At 70.5% G+C, this 21,112-nt stretch carries 16 protein-coding genes and 1 pseudogene; 7 read left to right on the top strand and 10 right to left on the bottom strand.

Annotated elements, in window-relative coordinates:
* Positions 1-253: 253 nt before the first annotated feature.
* Positions 254-973 carry a TetR/AcrR family transcriptional regulator gene (locus tag ACTWQF_RS06905; RefSeq protein ID WP_443278086.1) on the bottom strand — a complete coding sequence of 240 codons (720 nt, stop codon included), beginning with the start codon at positions 971-973 and terminating at the stop codon, positions 254-256.
* 134 nt (positions 974-1,107) lie between these two features.
* Here ACTWQF_RS06905 and ACTWQF_RS06900 point away from each other — a divergent pair, with 134 nt between their 5' ends.
* Positions 1,108-3,348 (top strand): MMPL family transporter, encoded by a 2,241-nt coding sequence (locus tag ACTWQF_RS06900; protein ID WP_443278084.1) that lies wholly within the window; start codon positions 1,108-1,110, stop codon positions 3,346-3,348.
* 100 nt (positions 3,349-3,448) lie between these two features.
* Here the strand turns inward: ACTWQF_RS06900 and ACTWQF_RS06895 are convergent, their stop codons facing one another.
* The 7 genes from ACTWQF_RS06895 to ACTWQF_RS06865 all read right to left on the bottom strand — a co-directional run bounded on the left by ACTWQF_RS06895 (position 3,449) and on the right by ACTWQF_RS06865 (position 10,518).
* Positions 3,449-4,294, bottom strand: a complete 846-nt coding sequence (locus ACTWQF_RS06895) for an ABC transporter ATP-binding protein (protein ID WP_443278082.1) — start codon at positions 4,292-4,294, stop codon at positions 3,449-3,451.
* Positions 4,281-5,234 (bottom strand): ABC transporter permease, encoded by a 954-nt coding sequence (locus ACTWQF_RS06890; protein WP_443278080.1) that lies wholly within the window; start codon positions 5,232-5,234, stop codon positions 4,281-4,283. Before ACTWQF_RS06890 ends, ACTWQF_RS06895 begins: the two co-directional genes overlap by 14 nt.
* 66 nt (positions 5,235-5,300) lie before the next feature.
* A complete protein-coding gene (locus tag ACTWQF_RS06885) occupies positions 5,301-6,173 on the bottom strand; it encodes a glycosyltransferase family 2 protein (RefSeq protein WP_443278078.1) in 873 nt (290 codons plus the stop codon).
* A gap of 29 nt (positions 6,174-6,202) precedes the next feature.
* Positions 6,203-6,982: a CDP-alcohol phosphatidyltransferase family protein gene (locus tag ACTWQF_RS06880; RefSeq protein WP_443278076.1), complete on the bottom strand. Its 780-nt coding sequence runs from the start codon at positions 6,980-6,982 to the stop codon at positions 6,203-6,205.
* Complete coding sequence (locus ACTWQF_RS06875) at positions 6,960-8,021, bottom strand: iron-containing alcohol dehydrogenase family protein (RefSeq protein ID WP_443278074.1); 1,062 nt, start codon at positions 8,019-8,021, stop codon at positions 6,960-6,962. The genes ACTWQF_RS06880 and ACTWQF_RS06875 overlap by 23 nt, the downstream gene beginning before the upstream one ends.
* On the bottom strand, positions 8,009-8,746 hold the full coding sequence (locus ACTWQF_RS06870; protein WP_443278072.1) for a phosphocholine cytidylyltransferase family protein: 738 nt from the start codon (positions 8,744-8,746) through the stop codon (positions 8,009-8,011). Before ACTWQF_RS06870 ends, ACTWQF_RS06875 begins: the two co-directional genes overlap by 13 nt.
* On the bottom strand, positions 8,743-10,518 hold the full coding sequence (locus ACTWQF_RS06865) for a DUF5941 domain-containing protein (protein WP_443278480.1): 1,776 nt from the start codon (positions 10,516-10,518) through the stop codon (positions 8,743-8,745). Before ACTWQF_RS06865 ends, ACTWQF_RS06870 begins: the two co-directional genes overlap by 4 nt.
* A gap of 235 nt (positions 10,519-10,753) precedes the next feature.
* On the opposite strand from ACTWQF_RS06865, the gene galE reads away from it, so the two are divergent.
* Both galE and idi read left to right on the top strand, forming a co-directional pair.
* Positions 10,754-11,764, top strand: a complete 1,011-nt coding sequence (gene galE, locus ACTWQF_RS06860; RefSeq protein WP_443278070.1) for a UDP-glucose 4-epimerase GalE — start codon at positions 10,754-10,756, stop codon at positions 11,762-11,764.
* Positions 11,765-11,890: 126 nt separating this feature from the next.
* Positions 11,891-12,451, top strand: a complete 561-nt coding sequence (idi, locus tag ACTWQF_RS06855) for an isopentenyl-diphosphate Delta-isomerase (protein ID WP_443278068.1) — start codon at positions 11,891-11,893, stop codon at positions 12,449-12,451.
* 55 nt (positions 12,452-12,506) lie between these two features.
* On the opposite strand, the gene ACTWQF_RS06850 is transcribed toward idi, so the two are convergent.
* Positions 12,507-12,956: an ATP-binding protein gene (locus tag ACTWQF_RS06850; RefSeq protein WP_443278479.1), complete on the bottom strand. Its 450-nt coding sequence runs from the start codon at positions 12,954-12,956 to the stop codon at positions 12,507-12,509.
* Positions 12,957-13,360: 404 nt separating this feature from the next.
* On the opposite strand from ACTWQF_RS06850, the gene ACTWQF_RS06845 reads away from it, so the two are divergent.
* From ACTWQF_RS06845 to ACTWQF_RS06835, 3 genes are all read left to right on the top strand, one after another.
* The gene (locus ACTWQF_RS06845) at positions 13,361-14,155 is read left to right on the top strand and encodes an enoyl-CoA hydratase/isomerase family protein (RefSeq protein WP_443278066.1); all 795 of its coding nucleotides are present in this window, start codon (positions 13,361-13,363) and stop codon (positions 14,153-14,155) included.
* A 166-nt stretch (positions 14,156-14,321) separates the two neighbouring features.
* Positions 14,322-15,194: an SCO6745 family protein gene (locus ACTWQF_RS06840; protein WP_443278064.1), complete on the top strand. Its 873-nt coding sequence runs from the start codon at positions 14,322-14,324 to the stop codon at positions 15,192-15,194.
* Between the two features lie 163 nt (positions 15,195-15,357).
* Positions 15,358-17,748 (top strand): Tex family protein, encoded by a 2,391-nt coding sequence (locus tag ACTWQF_RS06835; RefSeq protein WP_443278062.1) that lies wholly within the window; start codon positions 15,358-15,360, stop codon positions 17,746-17,748.
* A 126-nt stretch (positions 17,749-17,874) separates the two neighbouring features.
* Here ACTWQF_RS06835 and ACTWQF_RS06830 read toward each other — a convergent pair whose 3' ends face one another.
* Positions 17,875-18,942 carry a hypothetical protein gene (locus ACTWQF_RS06830; protein WP_443278060.1) on the bottom strand — a complete coding sequence of 356 codons (1,068 nt, stop codon included), beginning with the start codon at positions 18,940-18,942 and terminating at the stop codon, positions 17,875-17,877.
* Positions 18,943-19,351: 409 nt separating this feature from the next.
* On the opposite strand from ACTWQF_RS06830, the pseudogene ACTWQF_RS06825 reads away from it, so the two are divergent.
* A pseudogene (locus tag ACTWQF_RS06825) lies at positions 19,352-20,972 on the top strand (ABC-F family ATP-binding cassette domain-containing protein).
* Positions 20,973-21,112: the final 140 nt, after the last annotated feature.

Here is a 21,112-nt window from a genome sequence, read left to right as displayed (position 1 = left end):
GCGAATCAGCACCGAAACAGCTTACGCCGTACATCAACCCGATGTGCGAGGGGTGACGACGCCGCGCTCGGACTCCGCCTTCCCCTGTTCTGGGCAGGGGGTCCCCCTACCTGACGCCCGCAGGCTGCGGGTGCTTTGTGGCTGGTGGGGGCACCTCCCGGCCGGAGTCCCCCAGCCCGGCCGGGAGGTGCCCCCAGGGGAGCAGTTCCCCGCGCCCCTTACGGGGCGCAGCCCCCATGCCGGGCACGGCCGGTCACGGGGCCAGCAGGCCGGCGAGGATGTCGTGCAGGGTGCGTTCGATGACGTAGCCGGCTTCCTCCTCGGAGAGGACGTCCAGCGGCCCGTCGAGGAAGAGCATCGCCGTGCCGTGCACCATGGCCCAGGCGCTCAGCTCGGCTCCGGGCCTGCGCTCGGGGCTGATCAGGCCCGCGGCGACGGCCTCGTCCAGGGTTTCGGTGAGCATTTCGAACGAGCGCGCCTCCCAGCCCGGCACCTCACCGACTTCCACGATCGCGCCCTCCGTGGTGATGCCGAGGGCGCCGAGGGCCTTGCGGCAGAAGGCCGTGCGGTAGAGGCCGGGCTCCTCCCTGGCGAACCGGATGTAGCCACGGCCCAGCCCCTTCATCCGCTGCTTGGTCGCCTCCGGGCCCTCACCGTGCACCTCGCGGCCACCGGCCTCCATGCACTCGACGAGGCGCTGCTGGCCGTACTCCTTGACGGCGCCCAGCAGGTCGCTGTGGCTGTCGAAGTGCCGGTAGGCCGCGGTGGCCGAGACGCCGACCTTCCGCGCGGCGGCGCGCAGCACGACGGCGTCCGGGCCGCCCTCACCGGCCAGTTCGATGGCGGCCTGGATCAGTGCGTTGCGCAGGTCCCCGTGGTGGTAGCGGCCTTTGCCGCGCCGGCCTGCCGCCTTGCCGGCCGGCACGGAGGGTTCGTCCGCGGCCCCGCCCGTCGCTTCGGTGTTCGCGTGCATGCTCCTATCCTGCCCGATGTTGACAGCACTAACATCCCTGGCATTATTCATGTTGACGCCGTGAACATCCTCGGTGTCCACTTTCTGGTTCCACATCCGTTTTCCATCCTTCGCGCCTCCCCGGGGGAATTGACGTGCTCCAACGCATGGCCGATCTGACGTATCGCAGGGCACGAACCGTGCTCCTGCTCTCCCTGCTGGCGGTGGTGGGTCTGGCCGCCGTCGGCTTCGGCGCCTTCGGCAAGCTCCAGGGCGGCGGGTTCGACGACCCGGACTCGCCCTCCTCGCGCGCCGCCGCCGTGATCGACGACAAGTTCCACGGCGAGGACAACCTCGTCCTCCTGGTCCGCGCCAAGGACGGCAACCTCGACTCCCCCGCCGTCGAGCAGGCCGGACAGAAGCTGACCCGCGGACTGCGCGAGGAGCCCGGCGTCTCCCAGGTGACCTCCTACTGGGCGCCCGGCGGCTCGGCCCTCACCTCGCGCGACGGTGCCCAGGCGCTGGTGCTCGCCCACATGGACCAGGAGGACACCGAGCGCGTCACCGAGGTGACCGAGAAGTGGACCGGCGAGCGGGGCGCGGTCTCGGTGCGCGCGGGCGGCGGAGCGGCGCTGAACGAGCAGGTCAATGCGCAGGTCTCGAAGGACCTCGGGGTGGCCGAGGCAATTGCCGTACCCGTGACGCTGGTGCTGCTCATCATCGCCTTCGGCAGCGTCGTGGCGGCACTGCTGCCACTGGCCATCGGGCTCATCGCGATCCTCGGCACTTTCGCCGAGCTGTACGTCCTCGGCAGCATCACGGACGTCTCCGTCTTCGCGATCAACCTCACCACGGCGCTGGGCCTCGGACTCGGCATCGACTACGGACTGCTGCTGGTCAGCCGCTTCCGCGAGCGGCTCGGCGCCGGTGACGAGACGGCCCAGGCGCTCCGTACGACCGTACGCACGGCCGGCCGGACCGTCCTGTTCTCCGCCTCGACCGTGGTCGCGGCGCTCGCCGCGCTGCTGCTCTTCCCGCCGTACTTCCTGCGCTCCTTCGCCTACGCGGGTATCGGCGTGGTCGCCATCGCCGCGCTCTCCGCGCTGCTGGTCGTCCCGGCGCTGCTGGCCGTGCTCGGGCCCCGGGTCAACAAGGGACGGCTGCCGTGGGCCGACGCGGTCCGCAAGCCGGAGGCCCCGCTGTGGGGCACGCTGGCCCGTACCGTGATGCGGCGGCCTGCGCTGACCGCGCTGCCGGTGCTGGCCGTACTGCTGCTGGCCGCGAGCCCGCTGCTGGGCGCCAACTTCGGCACCCCGGACGAGCGGGTGCTGCCCGAGAGTGCCGAGAGCCGCCAGGTCTCCACAGCCCTCCAGCACGACTTCGCGGGCAACGATGCGGCGGGCATCTCCGTCGTCACCGACGGGCGGGCCGCCGACCAGGCCGTGGGCCGGTACGCCACGCAGCTCTCGAAGCTGGAGGGCGTCACCCGCGTCCAGGCGGCGACCGGAACCTACGCACAGGGGCACTCGGTGCGCGGGCCCGGCGCGGCGAGCGCCGCGTTCGAGCAGCAGGGCACCCACCGGCTGTCGGTCACCAGCAGCCTGACCCCCGCCTCCGGCAAGGCGCAGGACCTGGTGCGGGAGATCCGCGACCTGCGCGGGCCCGGCGGTACCAAGACGCTGGTCGGCGGCACGGACGCCCAGCTGATCGACGCCAAGAAGGCCATCGCCGACAAGCTGCCCGCCGCCGTGGCCTGGGTCGTCGGCTCGACGTTCGTCCTGCTGTTCCTCTTCACCGGCAGCATCGTGCAGCCGCTGCGCGCCCTGGTACTCAACGCGGTCAGCCTGACCGCCGCGATCGGCGCCATGGTGTGGGTCTTCCAGGACGGCCACCTCTCCTCGCTGCTGGGCTTCACCGCGATGCCGATGGACACCTCGATGACGGTGCTGATGTTCTGCATCGTCTTCGGTCTGTCCATGGACTACGAGGTCTTCGTGACCAGCCGTATCAAGGAGCTGCACGACGCCGGGGCCGGCAACCACGAAGCGGTGACCGGCGGGCTCTCCCGCACCGGGCGGATCGTGACCATGGCCGCCGGGCTGCTGGCGGTCAGCTTCTTCGCCTTCACCACCAGCAAGGTCTCCTTCATCCAGATGTTCGGCCTGGGCAGCGGCCTGGCCATCCTCATCGACGCGGTGGCGGTACGCGGGGTGCTGGTTCCCGCCGCGATGCGGGTGCTGGGACGTACGGCCTGGTACGCGCCGGCTCCGTTGCGTAGGCTGCACGCGAAGGCGGGCCTGAGCGAGGGGGCCGACGCCGATGCCACCGAGCTCCGCGAGGGGGAGCCGCGGGAGGGGGAGCCCGGCGAGAGGGAGCCGGCCCGCACCGGGGTGTGATCCCGGCCCACATGCGGAAGCGGCCCGCTTCACCGGCTGGTGCTGGTGAAGCGGGCCGCTTCGGCGTTCTGCCGCTTGTGGGCAACGGGGGAGGCCCCCGCTACTTGCTGGTGAACTTTTCGTACTCCTTCAGGACCTCATCCGTAGGCCCGTCCAGCAGCAGCTGGCCCTTTTCCAGCCACAGCACCCGCTCGCAGGTGTCGCGGATGGACTTGTTGTTGTGGCTGACGAGGAACACCGTGCCGGCTTCCTTGCGCAGCTCGCGGATGCGGGCCTCGGAGCGCTTCTGGAAGCGCTTGTCGCCGGTCGCCAGGGCCTCGTCGATCATGAGGACGTCGTGGTTCTTGGCGGCGGCGATGGAGAACCGCAGCCGGGCCGCCATGCCGGACGAGTAGGTGCGCATCGGAAGGGTGATGAAGTCGCCCTTCTCGTTGATGCCCGAGAAGTCGACGATGCCCTGGTAGCGCTCCCCGACCTCCTCGCGGGACATGCCCATCGCCAGGCCGCCGAGTACGACGTTCCGCTCGCCGGTCAGGTCGTTCATCATGGCCGCGTTGACGCCCAGCAGCGAGGGCTGACCGTCGGTGTACACCTTGCCGCTCTCGGCAGGCAGCAGGCCGGCGATGGCCTTGAGCAGCGTGGACTTACCGGAGCCGTTGGAGCCGATGAGGCCGATGGCCTGGCCCCGGTACGCGGTGAAGCTGACGCCGCGCACCGCGTGCACCTCGCGCATGCCTCCGCCCGGCTTACGGCGGATGATGCGATTGAGCGCTGCGGTGGCGCTGCCCCTGCCCTTGGAGCCGCCGTAGACGCGGTAGACGATGTGCAGGTCCTCGGCGACGACGGTGGGCACCCACGGGGCAGCAGTCTGCTCCGCCTGTGCCTCGGTCTTCTTGCCGGTCTCGGCGGAAGGTCCGCTCTGCTCGGTCTGCTCAGCCACGGCCATAACGCTCCTCCGCCTTCCAGAAGAAAACAAATCCGCCGACGCCCACGACCACGGCCCAGCCCAGGGCGAGCGCCCAGACGTGCGGCGGGAGCTGGTCGCTGGGGTACTCATGGATGAAGGAGAACCGCATCAGGTCCATGTAGACGGCGGCGGGGTTGGCCTGCAACAGGTCCGCCACCCAGCCGGGCGCCTTCGCGTTGTTCTCCAGCATGTGCTTGAGCGGGAACATCACACCGGACGCGTACATCCACGTCCGGGTGACGAACGGCATCAACTGCGCCAGATCGGGTGTCTTGCTGCCGAGCCGGGCCAGGATCAGCGCCAGGCCGGTGTTGAAGACGAACTGGAAGGCCAGCGTCGGGAGGATCAGCAGCCAGGCGAACTGCGGCAGCTCACCGAACCCGAGCAGGATGACGACCAGCACGATCATCGAGTAGAGCAGCTGCTGGAGCTGCTGCAGCGCGACGGAGATCGGCAGCGCGGCGCGTGGGAAGTGCAGCGCCCGTACCAGTCCGAGGTTCGAGGAGATCGCCCGCACACCGGTGAGCACCGAGGTCTGGGTGAAGGTGAAGACGAACACCCCGGTGACCAGGAACGGGATGTAGTTCTCCTTGCCGCCCGGCGTGCCGTCCCGGCCGCCCAGCAGCATGCCGAAGATGAAGTAGTAGACGGCCGCGTTCAGCAGCGGCGTGGCGACCTGCCACAGCTGCCCCAGCTTCGCCTGGCTGTACTGCGCCGTCAGCTTCGCCCGGGAGAAGGCGAGAATGAAGTGCCGCCGCGCCCACAGCTGGCGCACGTAGTCGGGCAGCGAGGGGCGCGCTCCGCTCACCGACAGGCCGTATTTGGCCGCGAGTTCGGACGGAGTCAGACGGTCGTCCGGTGACGGCGGAGGCAGCACGCCGACCGAGCTGTCGGCGCTGTCGTGGGTTGTCTCGCTCACGTTGGAAACTTTCGTCCTCACACTGCGCAAGTGAATCCGGGGCTGATGCTCTCAGACACGAGCTTGTCAGATCACGGGCGGGCGACCCAGCCGCGTCAGACGCCATACCGTACGCCACCGCATCGGCCTCCGCGCTCCGGCCGACGTGGTCCAGCCTTCCTTGAAACCGCCCAGCCAGGCTCGCAGCGCCGGCATGGAGGGCCGTCGGGCGAGGGTGAGCAGCAGCCATACGCCCAGATACACCGGGACGAGCAGCGCGGGAAGGTTGCGGCGGGCGAGCCAGACGCGGTTGCGGGCCACCATCCGGTGGTAGACGGCGTGCCTGCTGGGAGCCGTGGTCGGGTGGTGCAGCACCATATCGGCGCGGTACTCGATGCCCCAGCCGGCGTCGAGGGCGCGCCAGGCCAGGTCGGTCTCCTCGTGTGCGTAGAAGAACTCGTCGGGCAGGCCGCCGACTTCGGCCAGCACCTTGGTACGCACGGCGTTCGCGCCGCCGAGAAAGGTGGTGACCTTCGAGGAGCGCATCGGGTCGGAGGCGCGCAGCCGGGGTACGTGGCGGCGCTGGGTGACGCCCGTTTCGGGGTCGGCGATCCGGAAGCTGATGATCCCGAGCCGGGGGTCGGCCTCGAACGCCTCGCGCACCAGCTCGGCCGTGTCGGACGAGGGCAGCAGCCCGTCGTCGTCCAGGAAGAGCAGTGCGTCCACCTCGGCGCCCGAGGGGCCGAACGCCTCGATGCCGACGTTCCGGCCACCGGGGATGCCGAGATTTTCCGGAAGCTCGACCTTCCGTACACCCTCCGGCAGCTCGGGCAACGGCGCGCCGTTACCCACCACCACGACCTCGATCGCCTCGCCGTCCTGCTTGGCGACCGAGTCCAGCAGTGCGCGCAGCTCCTCGGGGCGGTTGCCCATGGTGAGCACGACGGCACCCAGTCGCATAGCTTTCCTGCCCTCCGTCATGTCACCCGTCACTTCAGCCTGCTCGACGCGAGGATGGACACCAGGTGCAGCAGCGTCTGGAGCACCGCGATGGCCGCGAGGACGACGACGCCGAGCCGGGTGAAGTACAGGTCGCCCCGGATCTGGTCCACGATCGCGAGCGCCAGGATCAGCAGGGACGCCTCGATGCCCAGCACCAGCCGGTGGAACTTCAGCGCCGCGGCGGCCTTGCGCGCCAGGGCCAGCCCCGAGGAGCGCGGCTCGGCGGCCGACTCCTTGACCGGCGGCAGTCCGCCCTGGTGACGGGCGACGCCCACCAGGTCGGACTCCGCCTTGATCAGGATGGCGCCGAGCGCGGCCAGCGTGCCGAGGAAGGCCCACAGCCAGTCCACCCGGCCGCCGCCCCACAGGTCGGCGGCCCGCAGACCGAGGCCGACCAGCACGGCGGCGTCGCACAGGTAGGCACCGACCCGGTCCAGATAGACCCCGCCCAGCGAGAACTGCTTCTTCCAGCGGGCCACCTCACCGTCGACACAGTCGAGCAGCAGATAGAGCTGGACCATCACCACACCCAGGACGGCGCCGCCGACACCGGGCACCAGCAGCGCCGGCGCGGCCAGCACGCCGGCGACCGTCATCACGTACGTCAGCTGGTTGGGGGTGACCCGGGTGTTCACCAGGTGCCGGTCGACACGCAGCGAGAGCTCGCGCATGTAGAGCCGGCCCGCCCAGTGCTCACCGCTCCGCCGGTCCTTCACCCCGGCGGGGTGAACGACCGGCCGCAGTTCAGCTACCGATGGTTTGTGCATAGTCCGCGTACGCGTCCCTGATCTGGTCGGTGGACAGGTCGAGGTGTTCCAGGATCGTGTACCGCCCGGGGCGGGTCTGCGGCGCGTACGCGACGGCCTCGACGAACTCGTCCCGGTCGAAGCCGATATCGGCGGGCAGCACCGGCAGCTTGTGCCGACGCAGCACCTCCACCATCAACTTGGCCGTGTCCTTGTCCCCGCGCAGATAGGTGGCGAAGGCGGCGCCGAGGCCGCACTGCTCGCCGTGCGGAGCGGCGCGCTTGGGGAAGAGCAGGTCGAAGGCGTGGTTGATCTCGTGGCAGGCGCCGGACGCGGGGCGGCTGTCCCCGGCGACCGACATCGAGATGCCGGTGAGCACCAGGCCCTCGGCGAGCACCTGGAGGAAACCGTCGTCGCTGACGTCGCCCGGGTGGTGCAGGATCGCCTCGCCGGCCTGCCGCGCCATGGCGGCGGCCAGCCCGTCGATGTCCTCGCCGCGCACCTCGTGCCCCAGCTCCCAGTCCTTGACGGCGGAGATGTTGGAGATCACGTCACCGATGCCGGAGCGGATGTAGCGCTCGGGGGCCTCGCGGATGACGTCGAGGTCGATGACGACGGCGATCGGGTTGGGCACCCCGTAGGAGCCGCGGCCCGCGTCGTTGTCGAGGGTGGCGACCGGCGAACACAGGCCGTCGTGCGAGAGGTTGGTCGCGACCGCGACCAACGGCAGCCCGATCCGCGCCGCTGCGTACTTCGCACAGTCGATGATCTTGCCACCGCCGAGCCCGACAACCGCGTCGTAGCGGCCGGACTTCATGGCGTCGCCGAGCTTGATCGCATCGTCGATGGTGCCGCCGCCGACCTCGTACCAGGAGGCGTTGGGCAGCAGCGGCGCGAACCGCTCGCGCAGCGCGGCACCGGAGCCGCCGCTGATGGCGAAGGCGAGCTTGCCGTTGGTGGAGATCCGCTGATCGGCCAACAGGCCCGCCAGGTCGTCCAGTGCGCCGCGGCTGATGTCCACGACGACCGGCGACGGAATGAGGCGGGTCAGTACTGGCATGCGATCTCCCGGCCCTTGGCGAGGTCGTCGTGGTTGTCGATCTCGACCCACTTGACGTCGCCGATGGGGGCGACGTCGACCTTGAAGCCGCGGTTGACCAGCTCCTGGTAGCCGTCCTCGTAGTAGAGCTGCGGGTCCTTCTCGAAGGTGGCCTTCAGCGCGTCGGCCAGCTCGGCGCCGGCCTCCGGCTCGATCAGGGTGAGGCCGATGTACTCGCCGGTGGCCTCCGCGGGGTCCATCAGCTTGGTGATGCGCTGGACGCCCTTGTCCGGGTCGACGACGACCTTCATCTCCTCGTCGGCGAGGTTCTTGACGGTGTCGAGGGCGAGGATGATCTTCTGGCCGTTGCCGCGCGCGTCCAGCAGCGTCTTCTCGACGGAGACGGGGTGCACGGTGTCGCCGTTGGCGAGCAGCACGCCCTCCTTGAAGACCTCACGGGCGCAGTAGAGGGAGTAGGCGTTGTTCCACTCCTCGGCCTTGTCGTTGTCGATCAGGGTGAGCTTGACGCCGTGCCGGGCCTCCAGCTCGGCCTGCCGCTCGTAGACGGCCTCCTTGCGGTAGCCCACGACGACCGCGACATCGGTGAGACCGACCTGTGCGAAGTTGGCCAGGGCGATGTCGAGGACGGTGGTTTCACCGTCCACGGGCACCAGGGCCTTGGGCAGGGTGTCGGTGTAGGGGCGCAGACGCCTTCCGGCGCCGGCCGCCAGCACGAGGCCGATCATGCGGGTTCTCCTGTTTCGTCGTGTACTGCGGGTGCTTGCGACGACACCCAGAAACGGATGCTCTCGACGAGCACCACTGCCGCGATGACCACGGCAAGCGTGGTCAGCGCGAAGATGAAGCCTTGCGTGTGACCGCCGTCGCCCAGCCAGAGGGCTGCGGCGACGGTGACCACCAGGGTCCGTCCTTCATGCCCCCCGATCGCCCGCACCAGCCAGTGCGGAGGCGCACCGGTGCCCCCGCGGATGCGGTACACCGTGTCGTAGTGATGGTAGGCGAGAGCCGCTACCAGCCCGAATGCCGCGGGCAGCGTGCCGTCGGTCTGAGTACGAGCGGCCAGCACCAGAATCGTGCCGTATTCCGCGATACGGAAAAAGGGCGGCAGCAGCCAGTCCAGCGGGCCCTTGACCGGCTGGGCCAGCGCGACCCCGGCACAGAGGGCGTAGACCGCGGCGGCCGGTACGGGCCAGGGGCTGCCGAGTGGCGTGGCCCACGCGGTGGCAAGGATCACGGCGCCGCCGAGCAGCGCGACGGCCGGCACGCCCAGCCGGGGCAGCGGCAACGGGCGCAGCAGCCGGGCGGCGAGCTCCGCGAGCGGGCCACTGTCGGTGAGGGCGCGGACGCCCTCGGCCGCGCGGTCGGTGCGGGCCCTGCGGTGCAGGGAGCGCAGCAGCCGCCCCGTGGTGGTGTAGCAGGCGGCGAGGGTGCCGGCTGCGAGCAGCACGAGGAAGGTGATACGCGGCGTGGTGGCGGCCGTCAGCACAGCGATGAGGGCCCAGCGCTCCCCGATGGGCAGCACTATCATCCGCCGGGCCCATACGGTCCAGCCCGCGCTGTCCAGCCGGCTGGAGAGCGCGGCGGTGCGGCTGGTGTTGGCGGCGGCGTCGTGGCTGGCCTCGCTGAAGGAGAAGTCGACGGTGTGCCGCGCGGTCATCAGCAGCATGGCGCCGAGCGCGAGCGCCCATACGTCGTCACCGCCGCGGGCGGCACCGAGCGCCAGGCCCGCGTAGTAGGAGTACTCCTTGGCCCGGTCGAAGGTGGCGTCCAGCCAGGCGCCGAGCTTGGAGTACTGGAGGTCGTAGCGGGCGAGCTGGCCGTCCGTGGCGTCCAGCACGAACGAGGCGATCAGCAGCACTCCGGCGGTCACGAAGCCCCACCGCTGGCCGCTCGCCGCGCACCCGGCGGCGATCAGTGCGGTGATCAGCGAGGCGGTGGTGACCTGGTTGGGGGTCAGTCCGCGGCGGGCGCACCAGCGGGCGATGTACCGCGAATAGGGGCTGACGCAGAAGGTGGTGAAGAAGCCGTCCCGGGACTTGACCGCGGAGCGCAGCCGTACCGCCTCGTCGTCGACCGCGGCGACCGCGGTCTCGGCCTCCTTGCGCGCCGTCTCGTCGGCGGGGACGGTCGCCACGAGGGTCCCCAGCTCGGGCCGGTGCACCTCGATGCCGGCCGCCTCCAGCGCGTCGGCCGCTTCCTGGGGGCCGCCCGTCAGATCGTGCGGCAGCGCGCGCCGCGCCTCCGGGGTGACGCCGAGCACGCCGGGCAGGGCGCCCGCCTCGAAGCGGGGGTCCTTCAGGGCGAGCCGCAGCGCGTGGGTGTGGCCGACGAAGCCGGGGTCGATCAGGGCGAGCCGTTCGTTCGCCGCCATGGCGGCCAGATGGGCGCTGACCTCGGCAGGCTGGGAGGCTACGCGCACCTCGAAGCCGAGCGAGCGCAGGTCGGCCTCGAGCGACGACCCGGCAACCGGCGGACCGGTGAGGATGGCGGTCGACAGAACGAACTCACTCCTTGGAAGCTGGCATACCCGCGCGAGAGAGGACAACTAAGGCAGCGGGCAGGGTGCGCCGTCACCCGCAAGGGTCGGCAGCACGTCGGCAGAGAGTATCGGATCGCCAAAGGGAGCCTTCACCGAGCGTTCACCGCCCCGGTGTTGCCCGGGAAGCGCCCGCGGGCCCCAGCATGGTGGATCATGGGCTCATGCCACAACCGAGGCCGATAGGGTTCGGGACATGACGTGGTTGATCACAGGCGGTGCGGGCTACATCGGCGCGCACGTCGCACGGGCCATGACAGCCGCCGGCGAAAGCGCCGTCGCGCTGGACGACCTCTCCAGCGGGCTGGCCGAGCGGCTGCCCGCCGAGGTGCCACTGGTACGTGGCTCCGTACTGGACCGCCCGCTGCTGGACCGTACGCTCGCCGCGCACGGCGTAGGCGGTGTGATCCATCTCGCGGCCAAGAAGCAGGTCGGCGAATCCGTCGAGCAGCCGCTGTCCTATTACGAGGAGAACGTGCACGGCCTGGTCACCCTGCTGGGGGCCGTGGTCGACGCCGGAGTGGGCCGCTTCGTCTTCTCCTCCTCGGCCGCCGTCTACGGAATGCCGGACGTGGATCTGGTCACCGAGCAGACCCCGACGGTACCGATGAACCCGTACGGGGAGACCAAGCTGGCCGGCGAGTGGCTGGTGCGGGCGACGGGCAGGGCCCACGGGCTGTCCACGGCCTGTCTGCGCTATTTCAACGTCGCCGGGGCCGCCGAGCCCGAGCTGGCCGACACCGGTGTCTCCAACATCGTCCCGATGTTCTTCGACGCGCTGACCCGCGGCGAGTCCCCCCGGATCTTCGGCGACGACTACCCGACGCCGGACGGCACCTGCGTACGGGACTACATCCATGTGCGGGATCTGGCCGAGGCGCATGTCGCGGCGGCACAGGCGCTGACCGGTTCCGCGGAGCCGGGCACGGAAACCGGTGGGAACGACCTGACCCTCAACGTCGGAACGGGCGGGGGCGTCTCCGTGCGGGAGATGGCCGGGCTGGTCGCCGAGATCACCGGCAAGCGGGAGCCCGCACCCCGGGTGGTTCCGCGACGCGCCGGTGACCCGGCGCGGGTGGTGGCCTCGGCGGACCGGATCCGCAAGGAGCTGGGCTGGGAGCCGCGCTTCGGAGTACGCGAGATGGTCGCCTCGGCGTGGGAAGGCTGGCTGCTGCGTCACCCGGAGGCACGTACGCCGTCGAGTTGAGCCGCACATCGACAGCAATGGGCACAAATGTGAGCGATATAGACAGAATCCCGCAGAATGCGGAGTAACCGCGCTACCTGCGGCACACTGGATCACGCTGCCCACAGGCCCATCAGAAGGATCACCATGGCGAACAGCTCAGCGGCCCCGATCATGCTCGAACTGGTCGACGAGGACGGGGCGACGATCGGCACCGCGGAGAAGCTCTCCGCCCATGTGGCCCCCGGGCGGCTGCACCGCGCCTTCTCCGTCTTCCTCTTCGACGACGAGGGCAGATTGCTGCTCCAGCGCCGGGCCATGGGCAAGTACCACTCGCCGGGTGTGTGGTCCAACACCTGCTGCGGCCATCCCTATCCGGAAGAGCCGCCGTTCGCCGCCGCAACCCGGCGGGTCGTCGAGGAGCTGGGAGTGGCGCCCTCGCTGCTGCGTGAGGCGGGCACCGTCCGCTACAACCACCCGGACCCTGCGTCGGGCCTGGTCGAGCAGGAGTTCAACCATCTGTATGTGGGCCTGCTGCGCGGCGCGCCACGGCCGGATCCGGCGGAGATCTCCGAGACCGTGTTCGTGACTTGGGACGAGCTGGAGAAGCGGCACGCGACGGACGCGTTCTCCACCTGGTTCATGACCGTGCTGGACGCGGCTCGTCCCGCCATCCGCGAGCTGACGGGCGGCGCCGGGAGTTGGTGACCGCCCCTGGAACCGCCGGCCGATGCCGCGGACACCAGGCTTTTCCGGCCCCGCTTCAGCCGATCGGCAGCGCGGCCCAGATGATCTTGCCACCCGCACTTGTCTGCTCCACGTCGCAGACGCCGCCCGCCTCACCTGTGAGCGCCTTGACCAGCAGCAGCCCCCGGCCGCCGGTGTCCTCCCGGAACGGCTCGGCCTCCAGCGCCTTGGGCCGGTAGGGATGACTGTCCTCCACGGCCACCCGGAGCCATCCGCCGCCCACTGAGACCTCGACCCCGATCTCGGGCGAGAGCAGCGCCGCGTGCTGTACGGCATTGGTGACCAGCTCCGAGAGGATCAGCAGCGCCCCTTGCAGCACGTCCTCCGGCACCCGGACGGGCTGCCGCCCGAGCAGATCCCGTACGGCGTGCCGCAGCCGGGGCACCGAGGAGGCGGCCGCGGGTGCGGTGAACCGCCAGGCTCCCTCCTGTGCCGGACCCGGCGTGCTGGCATGCGCGTACCCCAGCGAGCCCTCGTGCCCGCAGCCGAGCGTTCTTGGCTCGGTCCGTCGTTTCCGCTCCGCGCGGTCCCGCACCGGCAGGACGGCGGAGACCGCACGCGCCGCTCCCGCCGCCGCTGGGCCGCGCACCGCACTCAGGGACCCGTCTCTCTCCCCGGCTGGTGGAGCCTCGTCGACAACGCCGGACAGCTGCCCACCGCGGCTCTCCATCTGAGCACCCACTTCCCTGCTCGGTACCTCTCAGCACCTGGATGTACTTGCAGATGTACTTGCATTGCATGGTGGTACCGCGCGGGGCAGACCTGGCCGGGTGACTGCAACTTGGCACGTATCGATGGCATTTGACAGAAGACTTACGCCACAGTCAGCTCCGTGACAGATCGTGGTACGCGCTGGATACGATCACGCTCATGGAGCCGACCCTGCGCACGGCGCACGACGAGGGCGTCGCGACCGTCACCATCGACCATCCCGCCAAACGGAACGCGATGACGCCCGCCATGTGGCGCAGGCTGCCCGTACTGCTGGCCGAAGTCGCGGGCGATCCCGGGGTACGCGTCCTGGTGCTGACCGGGGCCGACGGAACCTTCTGCGCGGGCGCGGACATCGGCGCTCTGCACGACGCGGCACGGAGCGGACCGCGGGACGGCGGTGAGCCAGGCGGTGCCGCGCGGGAGCATCAGACACTGGCCGTGGCCGCGGAGGAGGCGCTGGCCGCCTTCCCCAAGCCCACTCTCGCCGTGGTGCGCGGGCACTGCGTCGGTGGCGGCTGCCAGCTCGCCGCCGCCTGCGATCTGCGGTTCGCGGCACATGACGCACTCTTCGGAATCACCCCGGCGAAGCTGGGCATCGTCTATGCGGCCTCCTCCACCGAGCGCCTGGTGCGCCTCGTCGGTCCCGCCACCGCGAAGTTCCTGCTCTACTCCGGGGAACTGGTCGACGCCGCACGGGCGCTGCGGACCGGGCTGGTGGACGAGGTGCACCCCGGGGACGAACTCGACAAAAGGGTCGCCAAGTTCGCGCGGACGCTGACGACGCGCTCGGCGCTGACCCAGGCAGCGGCCAAGGAGTTCGCGGACGGGCACACCGGTCCCGACCGCGTCGAGCACTGGCAGCGCGAGGCGGCGGCGAGCAGCGAGGTCGCCGAAGGCGTGGCGGCGTTCATGGAGCGCCGGGCCCCGCGATTCCGCTGGCCGCGGGGCTGAGCCGGCCTGTCCCTGGGGCTGGAGAGGGGGTGCCCCTGCCAGGCTCGCGCAGGCTGCGGGTGAACTGTGGCGGGGCGCGCAGTTCCCCGCGCCCCTTCGGGGCGCTGGCCGCTGCGCTTGCCGGGCAAGCCTTCAAGCGTGATGTACCCAGCGGTAGCGTACGGGCATGACGCCACTTCCCGAACGCGCCGGGCGGCGCTGCCACAACGCCCTGAACGCCCTGCACTCCGCGCTCTACTTCTCACCCGCGCTGGGGAAGGAACTCTCGCCCTACGGCATCGACGACCCGCATGCGGTCAATCTGGCCTCGCGGTCCGCGCCGCTGGGTGCCGTGAGCGCGGGGACGGTGACGGCCACCTTCTTCAACTACAGCCACGCGCTGGTCGCCCGCTTCGTCCCGGAGGTGTGGGACGCGGCGTCGCCGGAGACCGTACTGGCTGCGCGGCTGCGCGCCGTCGACACGACGCTGCGCAGTCTGCTGGGCGAGGAGACCGTCCACTCGGCGGAGATGGCCGAGGCCGCGCGGCTGGCGCTTCGCGCGACCGAGGGCTGCACCCGCTCGGGACGGCCGCTCCACTCCGCCAACGCGGACCTGCCCATACCCCCTGTCGAGCAGTCGCCGCACCTGGCGCTGTGGCATGCGGCGACTCTGCTGCGCGAGCACCGCGGGGACGGCCACATCGCGGCCCTCCAGAACGCCGAACTCGACGCGCTGGAGGCCCTGGTGAGCCACACGGCCAGCGGGCGCGGGATGAACCCCAAGTGGGTGATGAGCACCCGCGGCTACAACGAGCGGGACTGGGCGGCTGCCCAGCAGCGGCTGAGCGAGCGCGGACTGCTGGACGGCGAGGGGGAGCTGACCGAGCAGGGCGTCGAGCTGCGTAAGCGCCTGGAGGAGGAGACCGACCGGCTGGACCGCCGTCCCTACGAGTTCCTGGGCACCGAGGGCGTGGCACGGCTGACCGAACTGGCCGGCGGGTTCGCTCGGACGGCGACCGAGGCCGGCGCGTTCCCCGCCGACCTGCTCGGCAAGGGCTGACGTACAAGGGCCGGCGTACCAGGGCTCACGCGCCGGCGGAGCGGCCGGAACGGCAGCCCACGGGCGCCGCCGTCGCGCCCGCCTGCGCGGGGCTGTCGGACCCGCCTGCCACAATGCATGCCTACCGGGGGACCACAGCACCGAGAAGGCGGAACGAACCATCGTGACGACGACCATCGAAGGCAGGATCGCCGAGGAACTCGGCGTACGCGAGCGGCAGGTCCGCGCCGCTGTCGAGCTGCTCGACGGCGGGTCGACCGTGCCGTTCATCGCGCGCTACCGCAAGGAAGCGACCGAGATGCTCGACGACGCGCAGCTGCGCTCCCTGGAGGAGCGGCTGCGCTATCTGCGGGAGCTGGAGGAGCGGCGCGAGTCGATCCTGGAGTCCGTGCGCGGGCAGGGCAAACTCACCGAGGAACTGGCGGAGCAGCTCCGCGCCGCCGACTCCAAGGCGCGCCTCGAGGACATCTACCTGCCGTACAAGCCCAAGCGGCGCACCAAGGCGCAGATCGCCCGCGAGGCCGGTCTCGAACCGCTCGCCGAGGGGCTGCTCACGGACCCCACGGTGGAGCCGTCCGCCGCGGCTGCCGCGTTCGTCGACGCCGACAACGGCGTCGCGGACGCCGCCGCGGCCCTGGAAGGGGCACGCGCGATCCTGACCGAGCGCTTCGGCGAGGACGCCGATCTCATCGGCGAGCTGCGGGAGCGCATGTGGGAGCGTGGCCGGCTGGCTGCCAAGGTGCGGGAGGGCAAGGAGGAGCAGGGCGCCAAGTTCGCCGACTACTTCGACTTCTCCGAGGGCTTCACCGAGCTGCCCTCGCACCGGATCCTCGCCATGCTGCGCGGCGAGAAGGAAGAGATCCTCGACCTCAGCATGGAGCCCGAGTCGGCCGGGGAGGACGGCGCGGCCGAGGAGGGTCCGAGCTCCTACGAGCGCTCCATCGCACATCGCTTCGGGGTACGCAACGAGGGCCGCCCGGCCGACGCGTGGCTCGCGGAGACGGTGCGCTGGGCGTGGCGTACGCGCATCCTGGTGCACCTGGGCATCGATCTGCGCACCCGGCTGCGGACCGCGGCCGAGGACGAGGCGGTGCGGGTCTTCGCGGCCAACCTGCGCGACCTGCTGCTCGCAGCGCCGGCCGGCACCCGGGCCACCCTCGGTCTGGACCCGGGGCTGCGGACGGGCGTGAAGGTGGCCGTGATCGACGCGACGGGCAAGGTCGCCGCCACGGACACGATCTACCCGCACGCGCCGCAGAAGCAGTGGGACCAGTCGCTGGCGAAGCTGGCCGCGCTCGCCGAGGCGCACAAGGTGGAGCTCGTCGCGATCGGCAACGGCACCGCCTCCCGCGAGACCGACAAGCTCGCCGGTGAGCTCGTCGCCGCCAAGCCGGAGCTGAAGCTGACCAAGGTGATGGTCTCGGAGGCGGGCGCCTCGGTCTACTCCGCCTCGGCCTACGCCTCGCAGGAGCTGCCCGAGCTGGATGTGTCGCTGCGCGGCGCCGTCTCCATCGCCCGGCGGCTCCAGGACCCGCTGGCCGAACTGGTGAAGATCGACCCGAAGTCCATCGGCGTGGGCCAGTACCAGCACGACTTGTCCGAGGTGAAGCTGTCGCGCTCGCTGGACGCCGTGGTGGAGGACTGTGTGAACGGCGTCGGGGTGGACGTCAACACGGCTTCGGCGCCGCTGCTGTCCCGGGTCTCGGGCATCGGCTCGGTCCTGGCGGAGAACATCGTCGCGCACCGCGACGCCAACGGCCCCTTCAAGAGCCGTCAGGAGCTCAAGGACGTGGCACGGCTCGGCCCCAAGGCGTTCGAGCAGTGCGCGGGCTTCCTGCGTATCCGGGGCGGCGACGATCCGCTGGACGCCTCGGCGGTGCACCCGGAGGCGTACCCGGTCGTGCGCGATATGGTGGCGAAGACGGGCGCCGATGTGCCCTCGCTGATCGGCAATGCGAAGGTGCTGCGCACGCTGGACGCGAAGGAGTTCGTGAACGGCTCGTTCGGTCTGCCCACGGTCACCGACATCCTGCGGGAGCTGGAGAAGCCGGGCCGTGACCCGCGGCCCGCGTTCCGTACGGCGAGCTTCAAGGAGGGTGTCGAGAAGCTGAGCGACCTCACCACGGGCATGGTCCTGGAGGGTGTGGTCACCAACGTCGCCGCCTTCGGCGCTTTCGTCGATGTCGGGGTGCATCAGGACGGCCTGGTGCATGTCTCGGCGATGTCGAAGACGTTCGTCAAGGACCCGCGCGACGTGGTCAAGCCCGGCGACATCGTCAAGGTGCGGGTGCTGGGCGTGGACGAGGCGCGTAAGCGGATCTCGCTCACGCTCCGGCTGGACGACGAGCCGGAGGCCCGCGCCGCCGGCAAGCGCGCGGGAGGGGGCGCCCCGCGGCAGCGCCAGGGCTCGCCCAAGGGCGGCTCTCCCCAGGGGGGCTCGCCCAAGGGCGGCCGAGGCAGCGGCAGCAAGCGCCGTGGTAGCCAGGGGGCTTCAGCGCCGGCGCCGAACAACAGCGAGATGGCGGAGGCCCTCCGCCGCGCCGGTCTGGCCTGACCGGCTGGTTTTCGGGGGGCCTCAGGTCACGGCCGCCGAAAGACCGCCGGACCCTGGTGCCGGGTGGCTGCTCGTCGTTGCGGCGGGGAAGGTTCCGCCGCAACGATGAGTCCCGCGAAGGCATGCTCAGCTGTTGGCGCCCGGCATCTCGCCGTCCTGGCCGGAGCCCGCGGCGGCGCCCGTCATGTCGTACTCGGTGCCCAGGAGCCTGCTCTTGCCCTTCGGGGGGATGTAGGCGCTGGAGATGTGCAGCCAGTCGACGAAGAAGGCGGGTGCGGAGGTGTTGTTGCCGACGTAGACCTTCATCGAGTCGGAGGGGTGGACCACCGCCGAGAGCTCGGTGCCCCGGTCGTGCTCCCTCACCTGGGTGCTGAAGACGGCGAACGTGCCTCCGTCCTGCGTACGGAGCGCGTGGATCTTCTCGTGGGCCGATTCGCCCCGGCTGAAGGTGGCCTCGGCATGGGGACGGAGCAGCTTGTTCTGCGTCTTGGGGATCTTGCGGATCGCGTTTGTGGATTTCGAGGCGCGGAAGCCGTTCTGGGTGGAGCCCTGCTTGGTGTAGAGGTCCAGCAGGGAGCCGGAGAGGGAGTCCGGAGCGACGGCGCCGGACTTCTTCGCGGTGTCGTTGACGGGCTCCACGAAGCCGTTTTTGTCCTTGGCGAACTTCGGCAGCCACTTGGTCTCGCTGTAGCTGCCGGCAACCATCTTCCAGTCGCCGCTCTTCTGCTTCTCCATGACGAGAATGCCGGGGTATTTACCCTTCTTCTCCCCCGGCGACTTGGAATGCGCCACCATCGCGAACCAGTCGGCGCTCCCCTTCCGGGGAATGTAGAACTTCCGGTCGACGTAACGGAACGGATTCCGGTAGTCGGCACGTTCCTTCGCCGACCAGGTCTTCTGCATCTTGAAGGTGGCCTTGCTCTGCTCGAAGACCGCGCCACCTTCGACGGTGGAGAGCAGCTTCGGGTCCGAGTTCTTGTTGGCCCGGTTGTTGACCTTCTCGTAGTGGTCGATGAGCTTGTCGGCCTGGGCGCGGCTGACGATGCCGACCCCCGCCGACTGCTCCTGCTTGTCATCGGTGGAACCCGAACCGTCGGCGGAGTCCTTCCCGGACCCTCCGCCGCATCCCGCCACCATGAGGACCAGACTGCTCGCGCAGGCTATGCCCGCGACCCCCCGTACCGCACTCTTCATTGCACGCTCCCGCCGTTCGCTGTTGTGCGCTGGGAGTATGCCGGGTCGTTCCGGTCCCGCCGCCAGTGGGGTGGTCACAAGCGCACCAGCACCTCCATCCCCTGCCCCCATGCGGGGTACGCAAGATCCGCGGGGCGCGCGCACCCGGAAAACGGCTTGCGGGCGGCAAAAGCGCACGCGTATCGTCCCGGACGGCCCTGTCGCCGTCGATTGGAGAGGCCGTTGCGTATCTGAGGTCTGAGACACCGTGTGCCCTGTCTGTGTGCCACGTGTGTGACCTCGGAAGCGAGTCGGCCGGCCGCTGCGCCTTCTTCTCCTCCCTTCTGAATTCCGTCCCCAGGCGTTCTTGCCGGGGCCCGGTGTCTCCCGCGTTGTTCATCCCCCACCGCGATGCGACCAGGAGGCCCGTGTGCCAACTCCCCCTGCTCACTCTCTCGTCTGCTCCCGGCTGACCTTCAGCTGGCCGGACGGCAGCCCCGTCCTGACCGACTTCGAGCTGACCGTCGGCCCTGGCCGCACCGGCCTGATCGGGCTCAACGGCAGTGGGAAGTCCACCCTGCTGAAGCTGCTCGCGGGCGAGCTGCGCCCCCAGGCGGGGAACGTCAAGGTCGCGGGAGAGGTCGGCTATCTGCCGCAGAACCTCACCCTCGACACCACCCTGCGGGTCGACGAGGCGCTGGGCGTCGCCCGTACCCGGGCCGCGCTGCACGCCATCGAGGCAGGCGACGTCAGCGAGGAGCACTTCACCGCGATCGGCGACGACTGGGACGTCGAAGAGCGGGCCCGCGCGACGCTGGACCAGCTCGGCCTCGCTCACGTGGGGCTGGACCGGACCATCGGCGAGGTGTCCGGCGGCGAGTCGGTGTTGCTGCGGCTGGCGGCGTTGCTGCTGGCCAGGCCCGATGTGCTGCTGCTCGACGAGCCCACCAACAACCTCGACCGGGCGGCCCGTCGGCGACTCCACCACGCGGTCGCCTCCTTCCACGGCGTCCTCGTCGTCGTCAGCCATGACCGCGAACTGCTTGCGCTGGTCGACCAGATCGCCGAGCTGCGTGGCGGCGAGGTCACCTGGTACGGCGGCAATCTGGCCGCGTACGAGGAGGCCGTCGCCGCCCAGCAGCAGGCCGCCGAGCGGATGGTGCGCGCGGCCGAGACGGACGTACGGCGGCAGCAGCGCGAACTGGCCGAGGCGCAGACCAAGCTGGCCCGGCGCCAGGTACGGCAAGAAGATCCAGGCCGGCGGGAGCGAGCCGAAGATCCTGATGGGCGCGCGCAAGCGCAAGGCGCAGGAGTCGGCCGGAAAGCACCGCAACCTGCACGAGCAGCGCCTCGAAGAGGCGAAGGAACGACTGGAGGAGGCGGCCGAGCGGGTACGGGACGACGCCGAGATCCGTGTCGAGCTGCCGTTCACCGCGGTGCCGCGCGGACGGCGGGTGCTGGAGCTGGACGAGGTGGAGCTGCGGCACGGCGCGTGTGTCTCGCTCGGCGTGGCCGGGCCCGACCGGATCGCGCTGGTCGGCCCGAACGGCGCGGGTAAGACGACGCTGCTGCGCACCATCGCCGGACAACTTCCGCCCGCCGCGGGAGAGGTACGCACCCATGTGCCGCTGCGCTATCTGCCCCAGCGGCTGGATGTGCTCGACGACGCGCTGTCCCTCGTCGAGAACGTCGCCGCGTTGGCGCCCGAGGCGACCGATCAGCAGATCCGCGCCAGGCTTGCCCGGTTCCTCTTCCGGGGCCCGCGCGCCGAGCGTGCCGTCGGCACGCTCTCCGGGGGCGAGCGTTTCCGTGCCACCCTCGCCGCCGTGATGCTGGCCGAGCCCGGCCCTCAGTTGCTCATGCTGGATGAGCCGACCAACAATCTGGACCTCGCCAGCGTGCGGCAACTGCGGGAGGCGCTGTCCGGCTATGAGGGAGCGCTGGTGGTCGCCAGCCATGACGTCCCGTTCCTGGGCGAGTTGGGGATCACCAGGTGGGTGGAGATGAGGGAGGGGGAACTGCGGGAAGTTGATCCGCCGCTGGTGCGGTGAGGGGGTGCCCCTGCCTGTCGGTTGCGGACTGCGGGTGAGCTGTGGCTTGGCGCGCAGTTCCCCGCGCCCCTTACGGGGCGCGCGTCCCCCTGCGAAGCTTGGGCAGTCTGCTCCCCCAAGCTCTTCGAGCAGGGGGTACC

The sequence above is a fragment of the Streptomyces sp. 8N114 genome, assembly GCF_052245835.1.
GTDB lineage: Bacteria > Actinomycetota > Actinomycetes > Streptomycetales > Streptomycetaceae > Streptomyces.
This window is presented reverse-complemented; position numbering and strand designations above follow the sequence as displayed.